The sequence below is a fragment of the Patulibacter defluvii genome (genome assembly GCF_034096925.1).
GTDB lineage: Bacteria > Actinomycetota > Thermoleophilia > Solirubrobacterales > Solirubrobacteraceae > Patulibacter > Patulibacter defluvii.
This window is the reverse complement of sequence record NZ_JAWZSQ010000001.1, coordinates 195,039-216,393: the sequence shown is the minus strand read 5'-3', so window position 1 is coordinate 216,393 and position 21,355 is coordinate 195,039. Positions and strand designations below refer to the sequence as shown.

The window sequence follows — 21,355 nt, the reverse complement described above, 5'->3', positions numbered from 1 at the left end:
GCACCTCAACGCAACCAAAAACTTGCCGTGTACTTCGCGGTGTATTTCCCCACCAATTCACCTGTGGAAAGTGACAGCGCATCGCGGTGTTGTCCTCCACTAACTCACCTGTGGAAAATGACAGCGCCCGCGATCGATCCGCTCGAGCGCGAAGCGACAACACGGACCTCGAGTGCGCGCCGCGCCGCGGGACGCGTCGGCAACGACGAACTCGGCGCGGCGTCGCAGCGAGCCGACCGCCACGAGGTCTCGAACGGCGCAGCGAATGCCGTCGCCCAACGTGTCCTCGCCAAGCTCGACGAACCCGGTCAGGACCTCGTCGAGGGTCAGGGTCGCGGGGGGCTCGTCGTCGAGCAGGAACCGCAAGACCGCGATCTGCTCGCTGGACCCGGTGCCTGAGCCACGGCTTTCCGGCGGCCATTTTCGGCTGATTCGGCGGCCGATCCGACGCCGGATCGGCGCTGATTGGGTCACGAACCGATCTTTGACGGCACCGTACGAAACGAAAGAGGCCCCGCTTTGCAGGGCCTTCTCGGAGGTGGCGAGACCGGGACTCGAACCCGGGACACCACGATTTTTGGCTCGGCCGAACGGGGTCCCCGATATGCTGATTTGCAGGTATTTCTTGAGCATGGGCGGCGTCGGCATATGCGCGGATATGCGCCGGTATGCGCGGCTTCAGGCCATGAGCCGGCCGCTCGTGGCCCGATCGCGCCTCACCCTCGGTGTGGAAGTGGGACCCACACCTTCGGGGTGGTTGATTCCGTCACTCTCCCGCGTCGCTCGCGGCGGCGGGCTTGCGGGCGCGGATGATCGCGGCGGCGGCGTGCTCGTGGACGCGGTGGGTCTCGCGAATCTCGACGTCGACCAGGCCCGCGGCGGCGAGCGCCTGTTCGAACTCGGCTTGGGTGAACGCTCCGGCGATGCAGCCGGTCCACTGCTGCATGTCGGCGCGGGTGGCGTCGTCCATGTCCTCGTCGGCGATCACGTCGGAGATCGCGAAGCGTCCGCCGTCGCGCAGCACGCGGGCGGCCTCGGCGAGCACTTGGCCCTTGTCGCCGGAGAGGTTCAGCACGCAGTTGGAGATCACGACGTCGACGCTGGCGTCGGGCAACGGGATCTGCTCGATGTAGCCCCGGACGAACTCGACGTTGGAGACGCCCGCCTCGGCGGCGTTCTGCCGCGCGAGGGTCAGCATCTCGTCGGTCATGTCCAGCCCAATCGCCTTCCCGGTCGGCCCGACCCGGCGAGCGGAGATCAGCACGTCCGCGCCGGCCCCCGAACCGAGGTCGAGGACCGTCTCGCCCTCGTGGAGGTCCGCGACCGCGGTCGGGACGCCGCAGCCCAGCGACGCGGCGACGGCCGCTTCCGGTGCCTCCGCGTCGGCGTCGTAGAGCGTGGCGCCGAAGACCTCGCGGCCCTGCTCGTCGGTCGTGCCGACCGGTGCCGGCCCGCAGCAGCCCGCCGCCGGATCCGCCGCCACGCGGGCCGCGGCAGCCGCGTAGCGCTCGCGGACGATCTCGCGCACGTCGCCGGCCGCGCCCTGCGCTTCCGACGCACAGCAGTCCGACGTCGGCTTGGTCGTCTGGTTGGCCATCGTTCTGCGCTCCTTCGAGGAGGGTCAGTGCAGCCAGGCCGAGAGCGCCTGCAGCGCCTCGGGGCGCACGTAGTAGTAGGCCCACAGGCCCTGCCGCTCGGAGTCGACGATCCCGGCCGCGCGGAGCTTCTTGAGGTGGTGCGACAGCGTCGGCTGCGAGACGTCGAACAGCGGGACGAGCTCGCAGACGCAGACCTTGCCCGCGTGCTTGCGCAGGACGTCGACGAGCTGCAAGCGGATCGGATCGCCCAGCGCCTTGGCGACCTCGGCCAGCCGGATCGCCTCTTCGCGTTCGACGTCCGGATAGACGACCGGCTCGCAACACGGCTCGCCGGGCGGACGCTTCGTCTTCGGCGCGAGGTCCAGATCGACAGGCATCTATCTACATATATCTATTGAGTCGATGAACGTCAATCGATACGGTCCCGTGGCGATGACCGCCCCGCCACGATCCGCCGACGACGCGGCCGTCATCGGTCGCCTCTCGACGCTCGATCGCTTCCTCCCGCTCTGGATCGCGCTCGCGATGGCCGCCGGCCTCGGGCTCGGCGCCGCGATCCCGTCGATCAACGACGGACTCGACCACCTGCGGATCGGCACCGTCTCGCTGCCGATCGCGCTCGGGCTGCTGCTGATGATGTACCCGGTGCTGGCGAAGGTCCGCTACGGCGAGATCGTCCGCGACCGCAGCCCGCAGACCGCCCGGATGCTCGGCGCGTCGCTGGTGCTCAACTGGCTGATCGGCCCGGCGCTGATGTTCGCGCTGGCCTGGATCTTCCTCGCCGACCAACCCGAGTTCCGCACCGGCCTGATCATCGTCGGGCTCGCGCGTTGCATCGCCATGGTCCTGATCTGGTCGGACCTCTCGTGCGCCGACCGCGAGTCCACCGCGCTGCTGGTCGCGATCAACTCGGTCTTCCAGATCGTCGCTTACAGCCTGCTGGGCTGGTTCTACCTGACCGCTCTCCCCGACCTGCTCGGGCTCGACAGTCAGGGCTTCTCGATCGGCATCTGGGAGGTCGCGCGGACTGTCCTGGTCTTCCTCGGCATCCCGCTGGTCGCCGGAGCGCTGACCCGCGTGATCGGCGTCCGGCGCAAGGGCGAGGTCTGGTACGAGCAGACGTTCCTGCCCCAGATCGGACCGTTCGCGCTCTACGGCCTGCTGTTCACGATCGTGATGCTGTTCGCGATCCAGGGCGACGCGATCACCAGCGAGCCGCTGGACGTCGCCCGGATCGCGCTGCCGCTGCTCGTCTACTTCGCGCTGATGTTCGCCGCCGGGCTGCTCGCCGGGCGCCTGATCGGCGCCACCTACGCCCGCACCGCCTCGCTCGCCTTCACCGCCGCCGGCAACAACTTCGAACTGGCAATCGCCGTCGCGATCGGCGTCTTCGGCGCCACCTCCGGCCAAGCGCTAGCCGGCGTCGTCGGACCGCTGATCGAAGTCCCGGTCCTCGTCGGCCTGGTCTACGTCGCCCTCTGGATCCGCCGCCGCTACTACCCGGACGAGGACGCCGCCGCGCGCGCTGTTCCCGCACCCGCTCGCCCCGCGACCGACGCCGCCTAGCCCGATGAGCAACGTCCTGTTCGTCTGCCTCCAGAACGCCGGACGCTCGCAGATGAGCGAAGCGCTCTTCACCCGCACGACCGACGGCGCGCATGCGGCCCGGTCCGCCGGGACCACCCCCGCCGAGCGCGTCCACCCCGAGGTGATCGAGGTCATGGACGAGCTCGGGATCGACCTGCGCGACCGCGTGCCGCAGAAGCTGACCCAGGAGCTGGCCGAGTGGGCCGACGTCGTGGTCACGATGGGCTGCGGCGACGCCTGCCCCTACGTGCCCGGCGTCCGCTACATCGACTGGCAACTCGAGAACCCTTCGGGCCAGACCGTCGACCGGGTCCGCACGACCCGCGACGAGATCGACCGCCGAGTCCGCGCCCTCGCCGCAGAGCTGTAGCCGCGAGCCCTTCAGCTCGCCGGACTCCGCCGGGCTTGGTCGCTCGGGCCGTCTCGCCGACGATCGCGCGCATAGGTCGGCCGCCCAGCGACGCGACGGCCGGCCCCTACCATCGGTCCGGTGCAGCGGCTGCTGGTGGTCGAGGACGACGAGGGGATCGGCGGGCCGCTCGTCCGGGCGCTGCGGCGGGAGCGGTTCGTCGTCGAGTTGGCGTCCTCGGGCGAGGTCGCCCTCGAACGGCTCGTCGACCAGCCCGTCGACCTGGTGGTGCTCGACGTCGGGCTGCCCGGGATCGACGGGATTGAGGTCTGTCGCCGGATCCGCGAGCGGCATCCCGGGACCGCCGTGCTGCTGCTGACGGCCCGCAGCGGCGAGCTCGACGAGCTGCTCGGCCTCGACGCCGGGGCGGACGACTACGTGACGAAGCCCTTCAGCCTGGCCGTGCTGGTGGCCCGCGTTCGAGCGCTCCTGCGACGCGAGCCGCCGCCCGCCCCCGGGCCGGTGCTCGTCGGTGACCTCCGGATCGACGCCGCGGCCCGCCGTGCCTGGCGCGGCGGGCGCGAGCTGACGCTCGCCCCGAAGGAGTTCGAGCTGCTGCTCCAGCTCGCCGTCCGGGCCGGCGAGGCGGTCCGCCGCGAGGACCTGATGGCCGAGGTCTGGGACGAGAACTGGTGGGGCTCGACCAAGACGCTCGACGTCCACGTCGGCTGGCTGCGCCAGAAGCTTGGCGACCCGCCGGTGATCACGACCGTCCGCGGCTACGGCTACCGGCTGGAGCGCCCGTGAGGCGCCGGCTGCTGCGCTCCACGGTCCTGATCGCCCTCGCGACCGTGCTCGTCCTGGGCGTGCCGCTCGGCCTCGTCGGCACCGCGCTGCTGCACCAGCGCGCCGAGATGCGGCTGGAGCGCCGGGCCGACGCCGCCGCCCTGCGGATCGCCCGAGCGCGGGCGCGCGGCGTGCCGCCGACCCTGGCGCTGGTTCGCGACCTGCTGCCCTCCGACGCCGCGCTTCGGGTGCGCGCGCCGGGCGGCCGGACGATGGTGCTCGGAACGCCGCCACGGGGCGCGAGGACCGCGATCGCGTCGGGCGACGGCGGCCCGCTCAGCGTGACGCTGATCGCGCCCGCCAGCGCCCGCGAGGACGACGTCGGCGTGATCTGGCTCGCCGTCGCCGGTTCCGGGCTCGCCGCGCTGGCCGCCGCCGCGGCGCTCGCCGCGCTCCAGGCGCGGCGACTCGCGCACCCGCTCGAGCAGCTGGCCGGCCGCGTCGAACGGCTGGGGGACCCCGGCTACGACGACCGGCCCGTCGCCCGGCACCTGGACGAGATCGACCGGGTCCAGCGGGCGCTCAACGACGCCGACCGCCGGATCGCGGGCGCGATCGAGCACGAGCGCGAGTTCAGCGCCAACGCCTCGCATCAGCTGCGGACGCCGCTGACGGGGCTGCGGCTGCGGCTGGAGGAGCTGCGGCGGCTGGCCGCCTCGCCCGACGCCGCGGCCGAGGCGGACGCCGCCGTCCGCCAGGCCGACCGGATGGCCTCGACGATCGAGCACCTGGAGGCGATCGCTCGCCTCCGCGACGACGCTCCGACCGAGGTCGACCTCGCGTCGCTGGTCACCGACCATCTCGAGCGCGAGCGCTGGGGCGCCCGCCTGGCCGCCGCCGGCCGCCCGCTGGCGGTCCGACCGGAGACGGGCGACCCGCGGGCTCGGGTGCCCCCGGAGAGCGCCCGGCAGATCCTCGACGTGCTGCTCGCGAACGCGCTCGACCACGGCGCGGGCGCCGTCACCGTGCGGCTGCGACCGGAGCCGGGATGGGTCCGGCTGGTGGTCGTCGACGAAGGCGCGGGGAGGGGTCTCGATCCGGGCGCGATCTTCGCGCGCGGCGTCGGCCACGGCAGCGGGATCGGGCTCGCCGTCGGCCGCGAGCTGGCGCGCCGCGCCGGCGGCGACCTGCGGCTGGCGGGAGCCGCCCCGACGACCTTCGAGGCGCTGCTGCCCGCGGTCGCGGACGGCGGTCAGTCGCCGCCCGAGTAGCCCTTGGCCGTGCCCTTCGGCGTGTCGCCCCAGGCCGACTTCGCTCCTGCGTGCCCGGTCCGCACGTCCCAGACGGTCGACAGCACCGCGCCGGCTACCGCCAGCACGCTCAGCCCCGTCGCCGCCGGTCGCAGCCAGCTCGCGCCCGTCGCGCTCCGCCGCCACCGGTCGACGACGGCGAGGGCGACCGTGACGGCCGTGAACGCGGCCCAGATCAGCCGCAGCTGCTCGCCGAGCTCGCGGTGGCGGACGATCAGCGGCTCGGCCCCGAGATGCCGCTCCAGTTGCTCGCCGCTGCCGGTCACCAGCAGGATCACCACCAGCATCGCGACGTTCGCCAGCGCCAGCGGCACGCCCCAGCGCGTCCGCCACGCCGGCCGGGCCGCCAGCGCGATCGTGAACAGGGCCAGCAGCGGGATCAGCACCACCGGGATGTGCACCAGCAGCGGGTGGGCCGGCAGGCCGAAGACGCGGTCGATCTCCATCGGATCCTCCAGTTCGAAGAGCGGTCGAGGACCCTAGGCCGCGGACGGCAAAGGTCCGGCAAAGGCGCCGTCAGCGAAGGTCGCGGCGCTCCAGCAGTTGCGCTCCGGCCGCCGCCAGCAGCAGGCCGACGGCGGTCAGGCCGGCGACGTGGCGCAGGTCGAGCCCGTCCTGGATCGCCGAGCCGTACCAGCGGAAGGCCGAGACGGTCCGCAGCCAGGAGACGTCGTCGGCGAGCTTGCCGACCAGGTCCAGGACGTACATCGCCAGCAGCGTCCCGGTCGCGATCGCGGTCACCCGCCCGGCGCCGCGGACGAGGCCCGCTGCGACCAGCGCGAGGCCGCCGAAGGCCATCGCCAGCGGCCAGACGTTGAGCATCCCGCGGCCGATCACCGTCGCCGAGATCCCGGTGCCGGCCACGACCCCCGCGACGACGGTGGCAGCCCAGATCACCACCAGCGCGCCCGCCACCACCGCCGCGGCGACGATCCACGAGGACCAGGCGAGCACTCGGCGGCTGACCGGCAGCGCCAGCAGCGTGTCGAGCTGGCCGGCGGCCTCGGCGGCGACGGTCGTCCGGGTGACGCAGCGGACCGCCAGCAGCGCGAGCGTCAACGGCACCACGATGCTCAGCATCTCGGCGTCGACGTAGCGCTCGACCGTGTCGAGCCGAACGATCCCGAACGCCTGCTTCAGCTGCTCGGGGTAGCTGTCCATCATCCGGCTCATCGCGTCGTCGATCGTCGGCCAGATCAGCGCCATCAGCGCGCTCATCGCGCCCAGCGCGCCGCCCCAGGTCAGCGGGGCGCGGCGCTGTTGGTGGAGCCCGTGGCGGACGAACGCCAGCAGCACCCGCCACCACGGCAGCGGCGCGGCGACGGCGTCCTCGGGCAACCGCACCAGGGTCGCCGCGCCGGGCAGCGAGGCGGTGGCGCTCATCGGGCGACCTCGCCGCGGTAGTAGTCGCGGAACAGCTCGTCGAGCGACGGTCGCGTGATCTCCAGGTCGGCGACGCCGTCGCCGGCCAGCTCGCGCAGCAGCGGGTCGACCGGTCCCCGCAGCCGGAAGCGGGCGACGCCGTCGGCGCCCTCCAAGGCCTCGACGCCGGCGACCGCCTGCAGCCGGGTCAGCCGTGGCTCGAACGGCCCGGCGAAGCGCACGGCGACGTTGCGGTAGGCCCGCTCGCGCATCCGGTCGACCGCCTCGGTGACGATCAGCCGGCCGTCCCGCACGATCCCGACCCGGTCGCAGATCCGCTGGACCTCGTCGAGCTCGTGGGAGGAGAGGAAGACGGTCGCCCCGCGGTCGCGCTGCTCGCCGACGACGGTCAGGAACTCGTCCTGCATCAGCGGGTCGAGGCCGCCGGTCGGCTCGTCGAGGATCAGCAGCTCGGGCTGGTGGAAGAGCGCCAGGATCAGGCCGACCTTCTGGCGGTTGCCGCGGGACAGCTCGCCGAGCGGCCGGTCGAGGTCGGCCCGGAACCGCTCGCGCAGCTCCTCGGCCGGGCCGAGGTCGTCGATCCCGCGGACCGCCGCGGCGAGCGTCAGCGCCCGTCGGCCGGTCAGCTGCGGCTCGAGCGCGAAGTCGCCGGCCAGGTTCCCCAGCCGGGCCCGGATCCGGAGGCTGTCGCGGTGGCTGTCGAGCCCGAACAGACGGGCGGCGCCGGCCGTCGGCCGCTGCAGGTCGAGCAGCGTGCGGATCGTCGTCGTCTTGCCCGCGCCGTTCGGTCCGAGGAAGCCGAAGACCTCGCCCGCCTCGACCCGCAGCGATAGCTCGTCGATGCCGCGAGCACGGCCGTAGCGCTTGGTCAGGCGGTCGCACTCGATCACGGAGCTCACGGTCGGCAGCGTCCCGCGCGGCGGTCGCGGCGCCATCCGTACGAGTCCGCAAAGCGGCCGCGGCGGGCTGCGGATGCGCTCGCGCGCGCGGCGCGGGACGGTCGGGGCATGTCCATCCATCCGCACGATCCCGCGCCCGCCACCGTGCCGCGCGTCGTGATCGCCGGAGCCGGGATCGCGGCCCTCGAGGCCGTGCTCGCGCTCCGCGCGCACCTCGACGACCGCCACCTGCGGATCACCCTGCTGGCCCCCAACGAACGCTTCCGCTACCCGCCGCTGGCGGTGCTCGAGCCGTTCGGCGGCGAGCGCTCGTGGAGCCTGCCGCTGCGCGCCTTCGCCGACGACGTCGGGGTCGAGCTGCACCACGGCGTGCTGCACGAGGTCGACGTCGAGGGCCGCAGCGTCCGCACGAGCGAGGGCGAACGGCTGTCCTACGACGCGCTGCTGATCGCCACCGGCGCCCGCCCCGACCGCTCGCTCGACGGCGCGGTCCCGTTCCGCGGCGCCCACGACGCCGACCGGGTCACCGATCTGCTCGACGACCTGGCCGAGGCGGGCGGCGGCAGCGTCGCGTTCGTGGCGCCGAGCGAGGTCTCCTGGTCGCTGCCGCTCTACGAGCTGGCGCTGCTGGCCGCGACCCACCTCCGCGCCCGGGGCGTCCCGGCCGAGGTCGTCGTGGTGACCCACGAGCGCGATCCGCTGGCCGTCTTCGGCGCCGAGGCCCAGGCGGTGGCGCGGGCCAAGCTCGCCGAGCACGGCGTGACCCTGCACGCCGGGGCGCACGCGATGCGGCTCGACGACGACGGCCAGATCGAGCTGGCCGACGGCCGCCTGCTGGCGGCCGACCACGTGGTCGCGATGCCGACGCTGCGTCCGCGGACGATCGCCGGCCTGGCGACCGACGACCGCGGGTTCCTGCCGATCGACGAGCACGCCCGGGTCACCGGTGCGCCGGGGGTCTACGCCGCCGGCGACGTCACCGACGGCCCGGTCAAGCAGGGCGGCCTGGCGTGCCAGCAGGCGGACGCCGCCGCCGAGGCGATCCTCGCCGACCTCGGCCATCCGCTGCGGCCGGCGCCGTACCGCCCGGTGCTGCGCGGGATCCTGCTCAGCGACGACGAGCCGGCGTACCTGCGCTCGACGCTCCAGCCGACCGGGAACCACCTGCCGGTCACCCGCGAGGCGCCGATCTCGCCCCGGGCCTGGCCGACCGGCAAGGTCGTCGGCCACCACCTGAGCCCGTACCTCGCGGCCCGCGAGGACGGCCCGCGGACGCCGACCGGCGCGGTGCAGGTCGGCGAGCGTCCGCGCTGACCGCGAGCCCGGCCGCGGCCGGTCACGACCGCGGCGCGGCCGCCGGGGTCGGGGTCGCGGTCGACAGCCCGCCGGCGTCCGCGACGACCGCCCGCACCTCGTCCTCGTCGAGCGTCTCGTGGACGAGCAGCGCGGCGGCCAGCGCGTCGAGCTGGGCGCGGTGCTCGCGCAGCGTGTCGACGGCCTCGCGATAACAGCGCTCGAGGATCCGCCGGGCCTCCTGGTCGATCAGCTCCAGCGTCCGCTGCGAGGCCGCCTCGCCGAGCCCCGGACGATCGGCGGGCGCGATCGCCGTCAGCAGCCCGACCTCGCGCGACATCCCCCAGCGGCCGACCATCTGCCGGGCCAGCGCGGTCGCCTGCTCCAGGTCGGACTCGGCGCCGGTGGTGATCTCGCCGAGCACCAGCTGCTCGCTGGCCCGTCCTCCCAGCATCCCGGTGATCCGCCCCAGCAGGTACGGCTCGCCGTACCCGTAGCGGTCGTCGGCAGGGCTCTGGAAGGTGACCCCGAGCGCGTGCCCGCGGGGGATGATCGAGACCTTCCGGACCGGGTCGGCCCCCGGTTGCAGGGCGCCGAGCAGCGCGTGCCCGGACTCGTGGTACGCGGTCCGGCGCCGGTCCTCGTAGGAGAGCACGATCCGGCGGGCGGCGCCGAGCATCTGCCGCTCGAGCGCCGCGGCGACGTCGGCCGCGCGGACCGCGTCGCGCCCGTCGCGAGCGGCCGCCAGCGCGGCCTCGTTGACCAGCGTTCGCAGGTCGGCACCGACCATCCCCGGTGTCTCGGCCGCGACCGCCGCCAGGTCGACGTCGTCGTCGAGCGGGATGCTGCGGGTGTGGACCTGGAGGATCCGCTCGCGACCGAGACGGTCGGGCGGATTGACGGCGATCCGGCGGTCGAAGCGACCGGCCCGCAGCAGCGCGGGATCGAGGATCTCCGGGCGGTTGGTCGCGGCCAGGATGATCACGCCCTCGGTGCCGGTGAAGCCGTCCATCTCGGTCAGGATCTGGTTCAGCGTCTGCTCGCGCTCCTCGTTCGAGCCGGTGCCGCCGCCGGCTCCGCGGACGCGCCCGATCGCGTCGAGCTCGTCGATGAAGACGATCGACGGCGCGCTGGCCTTGGCCTGGGCGAAGAGGTCGCGGACGCGGCTGGCGCCGACCCCGACGAACATCTCGACGAACTCGGACGCCGAGAGCGAGAAGAACGGCACGTCCGCCTCGCCGGCGACGGCGCGGGCCAGGAGCGTCTTGCCGGTCCCGGGCGGCCCGGTCAGCAGGACGCCGCGGGGCACGGTCGCCCCGAGCCGCCGGTAGCGCTCGGGGTGGCGCAGGAAGTCGACCACCTCGACCAGCTCGTCGGTCGCCTCGTCGATCCCGGCCACGTCGTGGAAGGTGGTCTTGCTCGCCGTCGTCTCGTAGCGGCGGGCCTTCGAGCGGCCGACGCCGCCGAGGCCACCGGCACCGCCCCCGACGTGGCGGAACGCGAACAGCAGCACGCCCAGGATCAGCAGGGTCGGCACGACGCCGGTCAGGATCGAGAGCAGCGGCGACGCCTTCGCCGGGGCCCGCGCGGCGACGGTCACCTTGCGGCTCATCAGCAGGCCCAGGAGGCCGTCGTCGGCGAAGGCCGGGCGCTCGGTCTGGAAGGTCGTGGTCGTCTTGCGCTTGCCGGCGACGGTCACCGGCACCGCGGTCCGGAAGCGGCCCTCGATCGTCTCGTCGCGCGAACGGACGCTGACCACGTTGCCGCGCTCGACCTGCTGGCGGAAGACGCTGTAGCTGACGCTCGGCGTGCGGTCGGCGCTGGAGATCGCGACCGCGATCAGCCAGTTCACCAGGATCACGCCGACGACGATCATCCAGACCGCGGACCAGCCGGGTCGGCCGCCGCCGGCCGCTGGCCCCGGCGGTGCTCCGCGTTCGGAGGGCGGTTGCCGCGGCTCCGGCTCGTCGGCCACGTCAACGGCTCCGGACCGGCACGCGGGCGGGCTCGGGCGCCCGGCGGCCGCGCAGCTCGTCGAGGGCGTCCCGCAGCTGCTCGAGCGCTCGCCGCTGCCGTTCCTCGGCTGCGGCCAGCGCCGCCCGGCGCGCCTGCAGGTCGGCGATCTCGGCCTCCAGCGGCGCGGTCAGCCGGCGGAGGGCGACGTGGGAGGAGCGACGCCGCGGCGTCGACGTGGTGACGGTCATCAGGTGCTCCTTCAGCGCAGCGAGAACGGCGGGTAGCGATCGGTGATCAGGAGGGTCGAGTAGGCGGCGACGCGCAGCTGCCAGCGAGCCACGCCGACGACGAAGTCGAAGGCGCCGCGGGGGTAGCGGCCGGTGGCGAGGATCGCGACCCAGGCCCAGACGACCACCACCACGACGGCGATCCAGAGCACGGCCAGGACGAGGTAGTGGGGGATCGCCAGCAGCCACTTGACCAGCGGCAGCCAGCGGTTCAGGTGCTGCGGGTCGGGCGGGTCGAGCTCCAGGTGGACGGCCTGCTCGTCGTCGGTCGACGGGTAGCGGTCGTCGAGCAGCGCCAGGTAGGCGCCGACCCGGGCCCCGAACCGCGTCAGTTCGCGGTTGAAGTCGAACCACCAGCGCGGGTACTTGCGGCGGACGACGAGCATCGCCGCCGTCGGCAGCACCAGCAGGCCGCCGCTGGCCAGCACCGCGTGCTCGTCGCCGTAGCTGATCCCGCTGCCGCTGGTCAGCCACAGCACGATCAGGATCGGGATCGCCCAGATCGGTCGCAGCAGCGTGCTCAGCCGGTCGAGCGGACGATCGGGGTAGTCGATCGTCAGCCGCGCCGCCTGCGGGGCGTCCGCCGGCCGCGACATGGTCAGGCCGCCGTGCGCTCCGCCGCCGCCAGCGCGGCGACGACGTCGAGGGTCGAGACGACCCCGACCGGCCGCTCGTCGGCCGTCACCACGGCGTGCGAGCACTCGTTCTCGACCAGCGTCGCGGCGACCACGACCAGGTCGTCCGTGTCGTCGACGCAGACCGCCGGGGTCGCCGCGACCTCGCCGGCGGTCGCGCCGATCGCGAGGTCGACCGCCGCCCGCACCAGGTCGAGGTCGGAGAGCACGGCCCAGACCAGGCGGTCGCCGGGCCGGTCGTGGCTGATGCCGTCGACCACCACGGCGTGGATCCGGTGGCGGGCCATCTCGGCGGCGACGTCGCGGAGGTCGGTCGCCGGATCGCAGGCCACGATCGGCGCGTGCATCACGTCGCGGGCGCAGCTTCGCGCGAGGGTCTGGCGGAGGCTCGTGTTCATGCTCGCGACGCTACGAGCGGGCCGCCGCCGCGCCATCCGCACGCCGCCCCGCCGGTTGCGGGGAGGACTACGGATCGTCGTCCGCAGCCGACCTCAGAGCATCGTCGCGGCGAGCACCGCGACGCTGGCCGCGACCGCCGCGGCGGCGGCCAGGGTGCCCGCCCGGCCCGCGCGCGTGAGCGCCGCGTCGCCGACCAGCGCGGGGTCGCCGGCGAGCCGCCGGACGACCAGCAGGATCGGCAGCAGCAGCACCGCGTTGAGGGCCTGGGTCAGGAACAGCACCGGGACCAGCGGGACCGCCGGCACGAGCACGATCGCGGCAGCCAGCGCCAGCGCTCCGGCGTAGCTGGCGTAGAAGACCTTCGCCTGGGCGGGTGGATCGTCGAGCCGTCCCTCGTGGCCGGCCGCCTCGCTGATCGCGTAGGCGGTCGCCAGCGGCACCACCGCCGCCGCCAGCAGCGCCGCGCCGAGCAGCCCGCCGCCGAACAGCAGCGACGCCATCCGCCCCGCCAGCGGCTCGAGCGCCAGCGCCGCGTCCGAGGCGTCCTCGATCGAGCGTCCGAGCGGGTGCAGGGTCGCGGCGCAGGCGACGATCACGAAGGCGCCGATCACGCCTGTCAGGATCGCCCCGGTGGCGACGTCGATCCGCTCGTAGCGCAGCTCGGACGGCCGCAGCCGCTTGTCGGCCACGTAGGACTGCATGAAGGTCAAGCCCCACGGCGCCAGCGTCGTCCCCACGCACGCGACCGCCGCCAGCAGCGCCCCCTGGCGGCTGCCGAACCCGGGCACCAGCAGCCCGTCGAGGGTCGCGCCCGCGTCGGGGTGCGCCAGCAGGCCCGCGCCGACGTAGGCCACGAAGACCGCGCTCAGCGCCAGCAGCACGTGCTCGACGCGGTGGAAGCCGGACCCGAGCACGAGCGCGCAGACGACGACCGCGGCGGCCACGACGGCCGGTCCGCGCGGGATGCCGGCGAGGCTGGCGGCCGCCGCGACGCCCGCCAGCTCGGCGACCAGCGTCCCGAGGTTGGCGATCAGCAGCGGCGCCAGCAGGGCCAGCGCCGCGCGCTCGCCGTGACGCTCGCGGACCAGCGCCAGCAGGCCCTTGCCGGTCATCACGCCGAGCCGGGCGGCCAGCTCGTGGAAGACGATCAGCAGCACGGTCGACGCGAGCAGCACCCAGAGCAGCCGGTAGCCGTGGTCGGCACCCATGATCGAGTAGGTCGTGATCCCGGCGGGGTCGTCGTCGGAGAGCCCGGCGAGCAGGCCCGGCCCGAGCACCGCGAGCACCGCGGCGCGCCCGCTGCGGGCGTGCAGCCGCCGCCGTCGCTGGTGGTGCCGGCGGGCGCGCCGGCCGTGGAGGAGCCGCATCGCGACGATCATCGGCCGCGCCCGCGGGCGCCGACACCGTAGGTCGCCTCGGACGGCTGCGGGGTTCCCGCAACGCGGCGGGCAGAGCGCGCGGATGGCGCACGGGCCGCGACCGGCGACCGTGGCGGAAACGTCACGCCGGCGGGTCGCCGGCGTCCTACCCGGAGGTTCCGATGTCCACGCCCACCGCCCCCTCCGCCGACGCCCCCGCGGCGCGGCCCCCGGATCCAGCGGCCGCGCCGCCGCGGCTGAAGCGCTCGATGGGCCTGTGGATGGCCACCGCGCTGGTCGTCGGCAACATGGTCGGCTCCGGCGTCTTCCTGCTGCCCTCGTCGCTGGCCGCCACCGCCGGCCCGATGTCGATCCTGGCCTGGGTCTTCACCGGGGTCGGCGCGATGCTGCTGGCCCTCGTCTTCGCCAACCTCGGTCGGGCCTTCCCCCGCACCGGCGGGCCCTACGCCTACGCGCGGCGGGCGTTCGGCGACTTCATCGGCTTCCAGACCGCCTGGGGCTACTGGATCGCGGTCTGGGCCGGCAACGCGGCGATCGCCGTGGCCTTCGTCGGCTACCTGGCCGTCTTCTGGCCCGCGCTCGCCGACGACCGACTGCTGGCCGCGCTGGTCGGGATCGGCGCGATCTGGCTGCTGACCTTCGCCAACGTCCTCGGCGCCCGCGAGGGCGGCACCGTCCAGGTCGTCACGACCGTGCTCAAGTTCGTGCCGCTGGCGATCATCGGCCTGGTCGGGCTGTTCTTCGTCAAGGGCGGCAACTACACGCCGTTCGCCCCCGAGGGCCACAGCCTCAGCCTCTTCTCCACCACCGCCGCGCTGACGCTGTGGGCGTTCATCGGCCTGGAGTCGGCGACGGTCCCGGCCGAGGAGGTCCGCGACCCGGAGCGGACGATCCCCCGCGCGACGGTCCTCGGAACCGGCATCACCGCGATCTTCTACCTGCTGGCCACCGTCGCGATCATGGGCGTCCTGCCGACCGCGCAGCTGGCCGACTCGACGAGCCCGTTCGCCGACGCGGCCAGCTCGATCTTCGGCGGCGGTTGGGGCAAGGTCGTGGCCGCGATCGCGATGGTCTCGAGCTTCGGCGCCCTCAACGGCTGGATCCTGCTCCAGGGCCGCGTGCCGCTGGCCGCCGCCGAGGACGGCCTCTTCCCCGCCCGCTTCGCCCGCGTCCACGGTGAGCGCCGGACCCCGGTCTTCGGCCTGGTCGTGTCGTCGTTGCTGGTGACCGTGCTGATGCTCATGAACTACACCAAGGGTCTGGTCGACCAGTTCGAGTTCATCATCCTGCTCGCCACGCTCACGACCCTGGTCCCCTACGCCTACTCGGCCGCCGCGCAGGTCTACCTGGCGATCAAGGAGCCGGAGCAGTTCCGCGGCCGCCGGTTCGCCCGCGACAGCGTGATCGCGCTGCTCGCCTTCGCGTACTCGGTCTGGGCGATCGCCGGTTCCGGCCAGGAGATCATCGCCAAGGGCTTCGTGCTGCTGATGGCCGGGATCCCGGTCTACCTGCTGCTGGTCTGGCGCCGCGACCGCGACCGCGACGACGCGAGCGAGGAGCCCGCCGAGGGCGCCGCGGTCGCCGCCGGCGACGGCGAGGTGCCGGCCGACGTCGAGCCGACCGTCGCCCGCGGCGAGGTGACGGCATGAGCGCCGTCCCGGCCACCGCCGCAGCCGCGCGGCTCGGGGTCGACTCCGAGGTCGGCGTCCTGCGGCGGGTGATCCTGCACCGGCCCGACCTCGAGCTGCGGCGGCTGACGCCGTCGAACAAGGACGAGCTGCTGTTCGACGACGTGCTGTGGGTGAAGCGCGCCCGTCAGGAGCACGACGCCTTCGCCGACGCCCTCGCCGAGCGCGGCGTCGAGGTGCTCTACCTGGCCGACCTGCTGGCCCAGGCCCTCGACCGGCCGGAGGCGCGGGCACTGGTCCTCGACGGCACCCTCGCCGCGGCCGATCTGGGGCCGCGGCTGGGACCGGCGGTTCGCGAGTGGCTCGCGTCGCTGCCCGGGGAGGACCTGACCCGCTGGCTGATCGGTGGCATCGACGTCGCCGACCTGCCGTTCCGCAGCGATGCGCTGCCGGTCCGGCGGGCTCGCTCGGGCGGGTTCCTGCTCGACCCGCTGCCGAACCACATGTTCACGCGCGACACGTCGGCGTGGATCCACGGCGGCGTCACGATCAACGCGATGGCGAAGCCGGCCCGCCGGCGCGAGTCGCTCCACTACGAGGCGATCTACCGTCACCACCCGCTGTTCGCGACGGCGGAGCGCGAGATCTGGAGCGACGGGCTGGGCGGCGCGGCCCGTCTGGAGGGCGGCGACGTGCACGTCCTCGGCGACGGCTGCGTGATGGTCGGGATGGGCGAGCGGACCCGGGCGGGCGCGGTCGAGCTGCTGGCCGAGCGGCTGTTCGCGGCCGGCGCGGCCCGCCGCGTGATCGCCGTCGAGCTGCCGCGGGCGCGGTCGGCGATGCACCTCGACACGGTGCTGACGATGGTCGACCGCGACGCCTTCACGGTCTACCCCGAGCTGCGCTGCTCGATGGAAGCGACGACGCTCGCCCCCGGCCCCCACGGCGTCACGGTGGCGCGCGAGGGCGAGGTCTTCGACGCGATCACCGTCGAGCTGGAGATCGAGCACGTGCGGGTGATCGAGACCGGCGGCGACCGCTACGAGGCCGAGCGCGAGCAGTGGGACGACGGCAACAACGTGCTGGCGATCGCCCCCGGTGTCGTCGTCGGCTACGAGCGCAACGTCGACACCAACACCCGCCTGCGCCAGGCCGGCGTCGAGGTGATCACGATCGCGGGCTCCGAGCTCGGCCGCGGCCGCGGCGGCGCCCGCTGCATGTCCTGCCCGATCGAACGGGAGCCGCTGCGATGACCGTCCTGCTGACCATGCCCGCCGACCTGCTGCGGATCTCGGATCTCGACCGCTCGCAGCTGCTGCGGCTGCTCGACCTGGCCGCCGCGATGAAGGACGATCCGTGGCGCTGGAGCGACGCGCTGCGCGGCCGCGCGCTGGCGGCGCTCTTCGACAAGCCCTCGACCCGCACCCGGGTCTCGTTCGAGGCCGCCGCCCACCGACTTGGGATGCTGCCGATCATGCTCCGCCCGGACGAGCTGCAACTGGGCCGGGGCGAGCCGGTCGCCGACACCGCCCGGGTGCTCTCGGCCTACGCGGCGGCGATCGTCGTCCGGACGTTCGCCCAGGAGACGGTCGAGGAGATCGCCGCCGCGGCCGAGGTGCCGGTGATCAACGCGCTGACCGACGAGCACCATCCCTGCCAGGCGCTGGCCGACCTGCTGACGCTGCGCGAGCGGTTCGGCCGACTCGACGGCCTGCGGCTGGCCTACGTCGGCGACGGCAACAACGTCACGCACTCGCTGATCGAGGCCGGGACGCTGGCCGGGGTCACGATCGACCTGGCCTGTCCGGCCGGCTACGAGCCGGACCCGGACGTCGTCTCGCTGGCCCGGGACGCCGGCGGCGCGATCGAGATCCACCGCCACCCGGCCACGGCCGTGGCCGGGGCGCATGCGGTCTACACCGACGTCTGGGTCTCGATGGGCGATCTCGACGACGCCGACCGCCAGGCGGCGCTGCGGCCTTACCGCGTCGACGCGGAGCTGCTGGCCCACGCCCGCCGCGACGCGATCTTCCTCCACTGCCTGCCCGCTCACCGCGGCCAGGAGGTCGAGGCGAGCGTGATCGACGGCCCGCGCAGCGCCGTCTGGCAGCAGGCGGCCAACCGGCTCCCGACCGAGCAGGCGGTGCTGCACGCGCTCTGCGGCGGACGATGAGCGGCCGCCGCCGTCCGCTGATCGTCGCGGCGCTCGGCGGCAACGCGCTGCTGCGCCGCGGCGAGACGCCGTCGGTCGCCGTCCAGCGTCGCAACGTGGCGGCGGCGATCGCGGCCCTCGCGCCGCTGTTCGCCGAGCACGACGTGGTCGTCACCCACGGCAACGGCCCGCAGGTCGGGCTGCTGGCGCTGCGGGCGGCGGAGGACGGCGATCCGCTCGACGTGCTCGGGGCCGAGAGCGAGGCGCTGATCGGCTACCTGCTCGGTCAGGCGCTGACCAACGCCCTGCCCGGCCGCGAGGTGGTGACGCTGCTGACCCAGGTGGTCGTCGACGGCGCCGATCCGGCCCTCGGCGCGCCGACCAAGCCGATCGGCCCGGTCTACGACCGCCCGACCGCGGAACGGCTGGCGCGCGAGCACGGCTGGTCGATCGCCCCCGACGGCGATCGCTGGCGGCGGGTCGTCGGCTCGCCCGTCCCGCGCGAGATCGTCGAGCTGGACGTCGTCCGGCGGCTGGTGGCCGACGGCGTGGTCGTCGTCTGCACCGGCGGAGGCGGGATCCCCGTCGCGCGCGACGCCGCGGGCGGCCTGCGGGGCGTCGAGGCGGTCGTCGACAAGGACCGGGCGAGCGCGCTGCTGGCGTCGCGGCTGGACGCCGACGCGCTGCTGCTGCTGACCGACGTGCCGGCGCTGATGCGCGGCTTCGGCACGCCCGCCGCTGCCCCGCTCGCCGAGCTGCGTCCCGGGGACCCGCTGATCGACCAGCTGCCGCCCGGCTCGATGCGGCCGAAGGTCGAGGCGGCCCAGGCCTTCGCCGCCGGCGGGGGACGGGCGGCGATCGGCGCGCTCGCCGATGCGGCGGCGATCCTCGCCGGCGCAGCCGGCACGCGGATCCGCGGCGACGACTCTATCCACAACTCTACGGTGGTATAGTGGTGTAACTGTCCGTCGATCGGAGTCTCCGATGACCACCTCCTCGTCCGGGTCCGCGCGCGCGTCGCGCTGGCCGCTCGAACGGGCGCTGTTCGCGCTCGCCGGCAGCGTCTCGCTGCTGTCGGCCGCGCTCAGCGCCGTCGTCTCGCCCTGGTTCCTGCTCCTGACGGCCTTCGTCGGGATCAACCAGTGGCTCTACGTGCTCGTCGGTGCCTGCCCGGCGTCGCTGATCCTGCAGCGCACGCTCGGCCTCCGGCCCGCCTGCGGGAAGGAGCTCCGATGAGCGGCACCGTCGGGCCGATCGGCCGACTCGGCCGCTGGACCGCGACCCACTTCCGGGCCGTCGCGCTCGCTTGGGCGGTCATCGCCGTCGCCCTCGGGGCGCTCGCGCCCCAGGTCGAGCACGCGCTCTCCGGCGCCGGCTGGGAGGCGACCGGCTCCGAGTCCGTCCAGGCCCGCGATCTGCTCGATCGCGAGTTCGGCGGGCGCTCGTCGAGCGCATTGACGGTCGTGCTCCACAGCGATGCCCAGACCGTCCGCGACGGCGGCTTCCGACAGGCGATCGCCGCCACCGAACGGACCCTGAGCGCCGACCCGCGGGGCGGGCGGGTGCTGCCGCCCCAGCCCGGGACCTCGGTCTCGCGCGACGGCCGGACGGCGATCGTGCAGGCGACCGCCGCCGCCTCGAGCAACGAGATGGTCCGCGCGGCGGACGACCTGAAGGGGAAGCTGCCGCGCGTCGACGGGGTCCAGGCGGCGCTGACCGGGGCCAGCGGCATGTGGTCGGACTTCAACACCGCCAACCGCGACGCGATGATGAAGAGCGAGCTGCTGTCGTGGCCGGTGACGCTGGTGATCCTGGTCCTGGCCTTCGGCTCGCTGGTCGCCGCCGGGCTGCCGCTGATGCTGACGATCCTCGGTCTCGTCGCCTCGGCCGGGACGCTCTACCTCGGCACCCAGCTGCTCGACATCTCGATCTGGGCGATGAACTTCGCCCTGATGTTCGCGCTCGCGCTCGGCATCGACTACGCGCTGTTCGTCGTGATGCGCTTCCGGGCCGCGTTCTTCGGCTCCGGCCGCGATCCGGTCGACGCGACCGCCGAGACGATGGACACCGCCGGCAAGGCGGTCCTGTTCTCCGGCCTGACCGTACTGATCTCGCTGACGGCGGTGATGCTCGTGCCCTCTCCCGCGTTCCGCTCGATGGCCCTCGGGATCATGATCTCGGTCCTCTTCGTCCTCGCCGCGACGCTGACGCTGCTGCCGGCGGTGCTGGCCAAGCTCGGGCCGCGGATCGACCGTGCCGCGCTGCCGTGGGCCCGCAGCGGCGAGCACCGGTCGCCGCGCTTCGCCGCCTGGGCGGCGCGGCTCTGGCGGCGGCCGCTCGCGTTCGGCGCGATCGCCGTCGTCGCGCTGCTGCTGCTGGCCGCCCCGGTGCTCGGCCTGCGGACCGGGATGCCGTCGATCAAGGTCGTCCCCGAGCAGGACGGCTCGCGGGTCGGCTACGGGCTGGTCCAGCAGGCGTTCGGCGACGGCGCGCCCGGCGCGCTCCAGGTCGTCGTGCCGCGCGCCCAGGCCGACCGGACGGCCGCGACGCTGCGGGCCGACCGCGACGTCGCCGGCGTGCTGCCGGCCGTCGCCGGCGACGGCGGCCACGAGCTGCTCCAGGCGACCCTGAAGCAGGATCCCTCCGCGGCCACCACCGGCGCCGCGATCGACCGGATCCGCGACGCGCTGCCGCGGCAGGCGCTGGTCGGTGGATCGGTGGCGGAGAACCACGACCTGGAGGCGACCCTGACCGCCAAGACGCCCCTGGTCCTCGGCGTCGTCCTCGCGCTCGGGTTCCTGCTGCTGCTGTTCGCGCTGCGGGCGCCGGTGGTCGCGCTGATCGGGACCGTCACCAACCTGCTGGCCGTCGCCGCCGCCTTCGGCGTCGCGCGGCTGGTCTTCCAGGAGGGGCACGGCGCCGGGCTGCTCGGCTTCGAGCCGCAGGGGTTCCTCGATGCCTGGGCGCCGGTGTTCTTCTTCGCGATGGTCTTCGCGATCTCGATGGACTACACGGTCTTCCTGCTGTCGTCCGCGAAGGAGCACTGGGACCGCTCCCACGACCCCCGGGAGGCGATGGTCGGCGGGCTGGCCCACTCCGGCCGGGTGATCTTCGCCGCGGCCGCCGTGATGGTCGCCGTCTTCTTCACCTTCGCCCTCTCCGGGCCGCTGCCGCCCAAGGAGATGGGCGTGATCCTCGGCGTCGCCGTGCTGCTGGACGCGTTCCTCGTGCGGCTGCTGCTGGTGCCGGTGCTGCTGCGGCTGACGGGTCGCTGGGCGTGGTGGCTGCCGGCGCCCTTGGACCGGCTGCTACCCGACGTCCGCTTCGGCCACGCCTGACCTCCCGATCCGGGCGCTATCGTCGTCCCCGTGCTCCTCCCCCGGCCGATCCCCGAGCCGCTCGCCGAGCTGATCGCGCGGCGCTTCCGCGTGATCGGCGACCCGACCCGGATCCGGCTGCTCGACCGGCTGCGGGAGGGCGCGGCGACGGTCGGCGAGCTGACCGCCGCGATCGGCAGCAGCCAGCAGAACGCCTCCAAGCACCTCGGGGTGCTGCACCAGGCCGGGATCGTCTCGCGGACGAAGGAGGGCACCGCTGTCCGCTACGCGATCGCCGACGAGACGGTCTTCGCCCTCTGCGAGCTGGTCTGCGGCGGGCTGCGCGAACGGGCCGACGAGCTCGACGCCCTGCTCGGCGCCGGATCCGGTTGAGCAC

The 21,355-nt window shown here is 74.1% G+C and carries 23 protein-coding genes; 12 read left to right on the top strand and 11 right to left on the bottom strand.

Annotated features, from left to right (window positions below; all coding sequences use genetic code 11):
• Positions 1-99: 99 nt before the first annotated feature.
• From SH587_RS00910 to SH587_RS00900, 3 genes are all read right to left on the bottom strand, one after another.
• Positions 100-648, bottom strand: coding sequence for a hypothetical protein (locus SH587_RS00910; protein ID WP_320668659.1), 549 nt, complete (start codon positions 646-648; stop codon positions 100-102).
• Between the two features lie 118 nt (positions 649-766).
• Positions 767-1,597: an arsenite methyltransferase gene (arsM, locus tag SH587_RS00905; RefSeq protein WP_320668658.1), complete on the bottom strand. Its 831-nt coding sequence runs from the start codon at positions 1,595-1,597 to the stop codon at positions 767-769.
• Positions 1,598-1,621: 24 nt separating this feature from the next.
• Positions 1,622-1,975 (bottom strand): ArsR/SmtB family transcription factor, encoded by a 354-nt coding sequence (locus SH587_RS00900; protein WP_320668657.1) that lies wholly within the window; start codon positions 1,973-1,975, stop codon positions 1,622-1,624.
• 55 nt (positions 1,976-2,030) lie between these two features.
• Here SH587_RS00900 and arsB point away from each other — a divergent pair, with 55 nt between their 5' ends.
• The 4 genes from arsB to SH587_RS00880 all read left to right on the top strand — a co-directional run bounded on the left by arsB (position 2,031) and on the right by SH587_RS00880 (position 5,591).
• On the top strand, positions 2,031-3,164 hold the full coding sequence (gene arsB / locus SH587_RS00895; RefSeq protein ID WP_320668656.1) for an ACR3 family arsenite efflux transporter: 1,134 nt from the start codon (positions 2,031-2,033) through the stop codon (positions 3,162-3,164).
• Between the two features lie 4 nt (positions 3,165-3,168).
• Positions 3,169-3,555 (top strand): arsenate-mycothiol transferase ArsC, encoded by a 387-nt coding sequence (locus SH587_RS00890; protein ID WP_320668655.1) that lies wholly within the window; start codon positions 3,169-3,171, stop codon positions 3,553-3,555.
• Between the two features lie 120 nt (positions 3,556-3,675).
• The gene (locus SH587_RS00885) at positions 3,676-4,341 is read left to right on the top strand and encodes a response regulator transcription factor (RefSeq protein ID WP_320668654.1); all 666 of its coding nucleotides are present in this window, start codon (positions 3,676-3,678) and stop codon (positions 4,339-4,341) included.
• Positions 4,338-5,591, top strand: coding sequence for a sensor histidine kinase (locus tag SH587_RS00880; protein WP_320668653.1), 1,254 nt, complete (start codon positions 4,338-4,340; stop codon positions 5,589-5,591). The genes SH587_RS00885 and SH587_RS00880 overlap by 4 nt, the downstream gene beginning before the upstream one ends.
• Here SH587_RS00880 and SH587_RS00875 read toward each other — a convergent pair.
• The 3 genes from SH587_RS00875 to SH587_RS00865 all read right to left on the bottom strand — a co-directional run bounded on the left by SH587_RS00875 (position 5,573) and on the right by SH587_RS00865 (position 7,912).
• Entirely contained in the window at positions 5,573-6,076 is a 504-nt protein-coding gene (locus tag SH587_RS00875; RefSeq protein WP_320668652.1) for a DUF2231 domain-containing protein, read from the bottom strand. The genes SH587_RS00880 and SH587_RS00875 overlap by 19 nt on opposite strands.
• Positions 6,077-6,146: 70 nt before the next feature.
• Complete coding sequence (locus SH587_RS00870) at positions 6,147-7,013, bottom strand: efflux permease Rv1217c-related protein (protein ID WP_320668651.1); 867 nt, start codon at positions 7,011-7,013, stop codon at positions 6,147-6,149.
• The gene (locus SH587_RS00865; RefSeq protein WP_320668650.1) at positions 7,010-7,912 is read right to left on the bottom strand and encodes an ABC transporter ATP-binding protein; all 903 of its coding nucleotides are present in this window, start codon (positions 7,910-7,912) and stop codon (positions 7,010-7,012) included. The genes SH587_RS00870 and SH587_RS00865 overlap by 4 nt, the downstream gene beginning before the upstream one ends.
• Before the next feature lie 108 nt (positions 7,913-8,020).
• On the opposite strand from SH587_RS00865, the gene SH587_RS00860 reads away from it, so the two are divergent.
• Positions 8,021-9,226, top strand: a complete 1,206-nt coding sequence (locus tag SH587_RS00860) for an NAD(P)/FAD-dependent oxidoreductase (protein WP_320668649.1) — start codon at positions 8,021-8,023, stop codon at positions 9,224-9,226.
• A 22-nt stretch (positions 9,227-9,248) separates the two neighbouring features.
• Here SH587_RS00860 and ftsH read toward each other — a convergent pair whose 3' ends face one another.
• The 5 genes from ftsH to SH587_RS00835 all read right to left on the bottom strand — a co-directional run bounded on the left by ftsH (position 9,249) and on the right by SH587_RS00835 (position 13,849).
• On the bottom strand, positions 9,249-11,066 hold the full coding sequence (ftsH, locus tag SH587_RS00855; protein ID WP_320668648.1) for an ATP-dependent zinc metalloprotease FtsH: 1,818 nt from the start codon (positions 11,064-11,066) through the stop codon (positions 9,249-9,251).
• Between the two features lie 115 nt (positions 11,067-11,181).
• Entirely contained in the window at positions 11,182-11,409 is a 228-nt protein-coding gene (locus tag SH587_RS00850; protein ID WP_320668647.1) for a hypothetical protein, read from the bottom strand.
• Positions 11,410-11,420: 11 nt separating this feature from the next.
• Complete coding sequence (locus SH587_RS00845; protein ID WP_320668646.1) at positions 11,421-12,044, bottom strand: DUF4389 domain-containing protein; 624 nt, start codon at positions 12,042-12,044, stop codon at positions 11,421-11,423.
• 2 nt (positions 12,045-12,046) lie between these two features.
• Positions 12,047-12,481, bottom strand: a complete 435-nt coding sequence (locus tag SH587_RS00840; protein ID WP_320668645.1) for a CBS domain-containing protein — start codon at positions 12,479-12,481, stop codon at positions 12,047-12,049.
• Between the two features lie 93 nt (positions 12,482-12,574).
• Positions 12,575-13,849, bottom strand: coding sequence for an NRAMP family divalent metal transporter (locus SH587_RS00835; RefSeq protein WP_320668644.1), 1,275 nt, complete (start codon positions 13,847-13,849; stop codon positions 12,575-12,577).
• Between the two features lie 173 nt (positions 13,850-14,022).
• On the opposite strand from SH587_RS00835, the gene SH587_RS00830 reads away from it, so the two are divergent.
• Genes SH587_RS00830 through SH587_RS00800 form a run of 7 tightly spaced genes read left to right on the top strand, consistent with a single transcriptional unit; the run spans position 14,023 to position 21,351 of the window.
• Positions 14,023-15,510: an amino acid permease gene (locus tag SH587_RS00830; RefSeq protein ID WP_320668643.1), complete on the top strand. Its 1,488-nt coding sequence runs from the start codon at positions 14,023-14,025 to the stop codon at positions 15,508-15,510.
• On the top strand, positions 15,507-16,742 hold the full coding sequence (arcA, locus tag SH587_RS00825; RefSeq protein WP_320668642.1) for an arginine deiminase: 1,236 nt from the start codon (positions 15,507-15,509) through the stop codon (positions 16,740-16,742). Before SH587_RS00830 ends, arcA begins: the two co-directional genes overlap by 4 nt.
• Positions 16,739-17,662 carry an ornithine carbamoyltransferase gene (gene argF, locus SH587_RS00820; protein ID WP_320668641.1) on the top strand — a complete coding sequence of 308 codons (924 nt, stop codon included), beginning with the start codon at positions 16,739-16,741 and terminating at the stop codon, positions 17,660-17,662. Before arcA ends, argF begins: the two co-directional genes overlap by 4 nt.
• Complete coding sequence (locus SH587_RS00815; RefSeq protein WP_320668640.1) at positions 17,659-18,594, top strand: carbamate kinase; 936 nt, start codon at positions 17,659-17,661, stop codon at positions 18,592-18,594. Before argF ends, SH587_RS00815 begins: the two co-directional genes overlap by 4 nt.
• Positions 18,595-18,625: 31 nt before the next feature.
• Positions 18,626-18,877, top strand: coding sequence for a DUF2892 domain-containing protein (locus SH587_RS00810; RefSeq protein ID WP_320668639.1), 252 nt, complete (start codon positions 18,626-18,628; stop codon positions 18,875-18,877).
• Positions 18,874-20,979, top strand: a complete 2,106-nt coding sequence (locus SH587_RS00805) for an MMPL family transporter (RefSeq protein WP_320668638.1) — start codon at positions 18,874-18,876, stop codon at positions 20,977-20,979. The genes SH587_RS00810 and SH587_RS00805 overlap by 4 nt, the downstream gene beginning before the upstream one ends.
• Positions 20,980-21,009: 30 nt before the next feature.
• The gene (locus tag SH587_RS00800) at positions 21,010-21,351 is read left to right on the top strand and encodes an ArsR/SmtB family transcription factor (RefSeq protein ID WP_320668637.1); all 342 of its coding nucleotides are present in this window, start codon (positions 21,010-21,012) and stop codon (positions 21,349-21,351) included.
• The last annotated feature ends 4 nt before the right edge of the window (positions 21,352-21,355 follow it).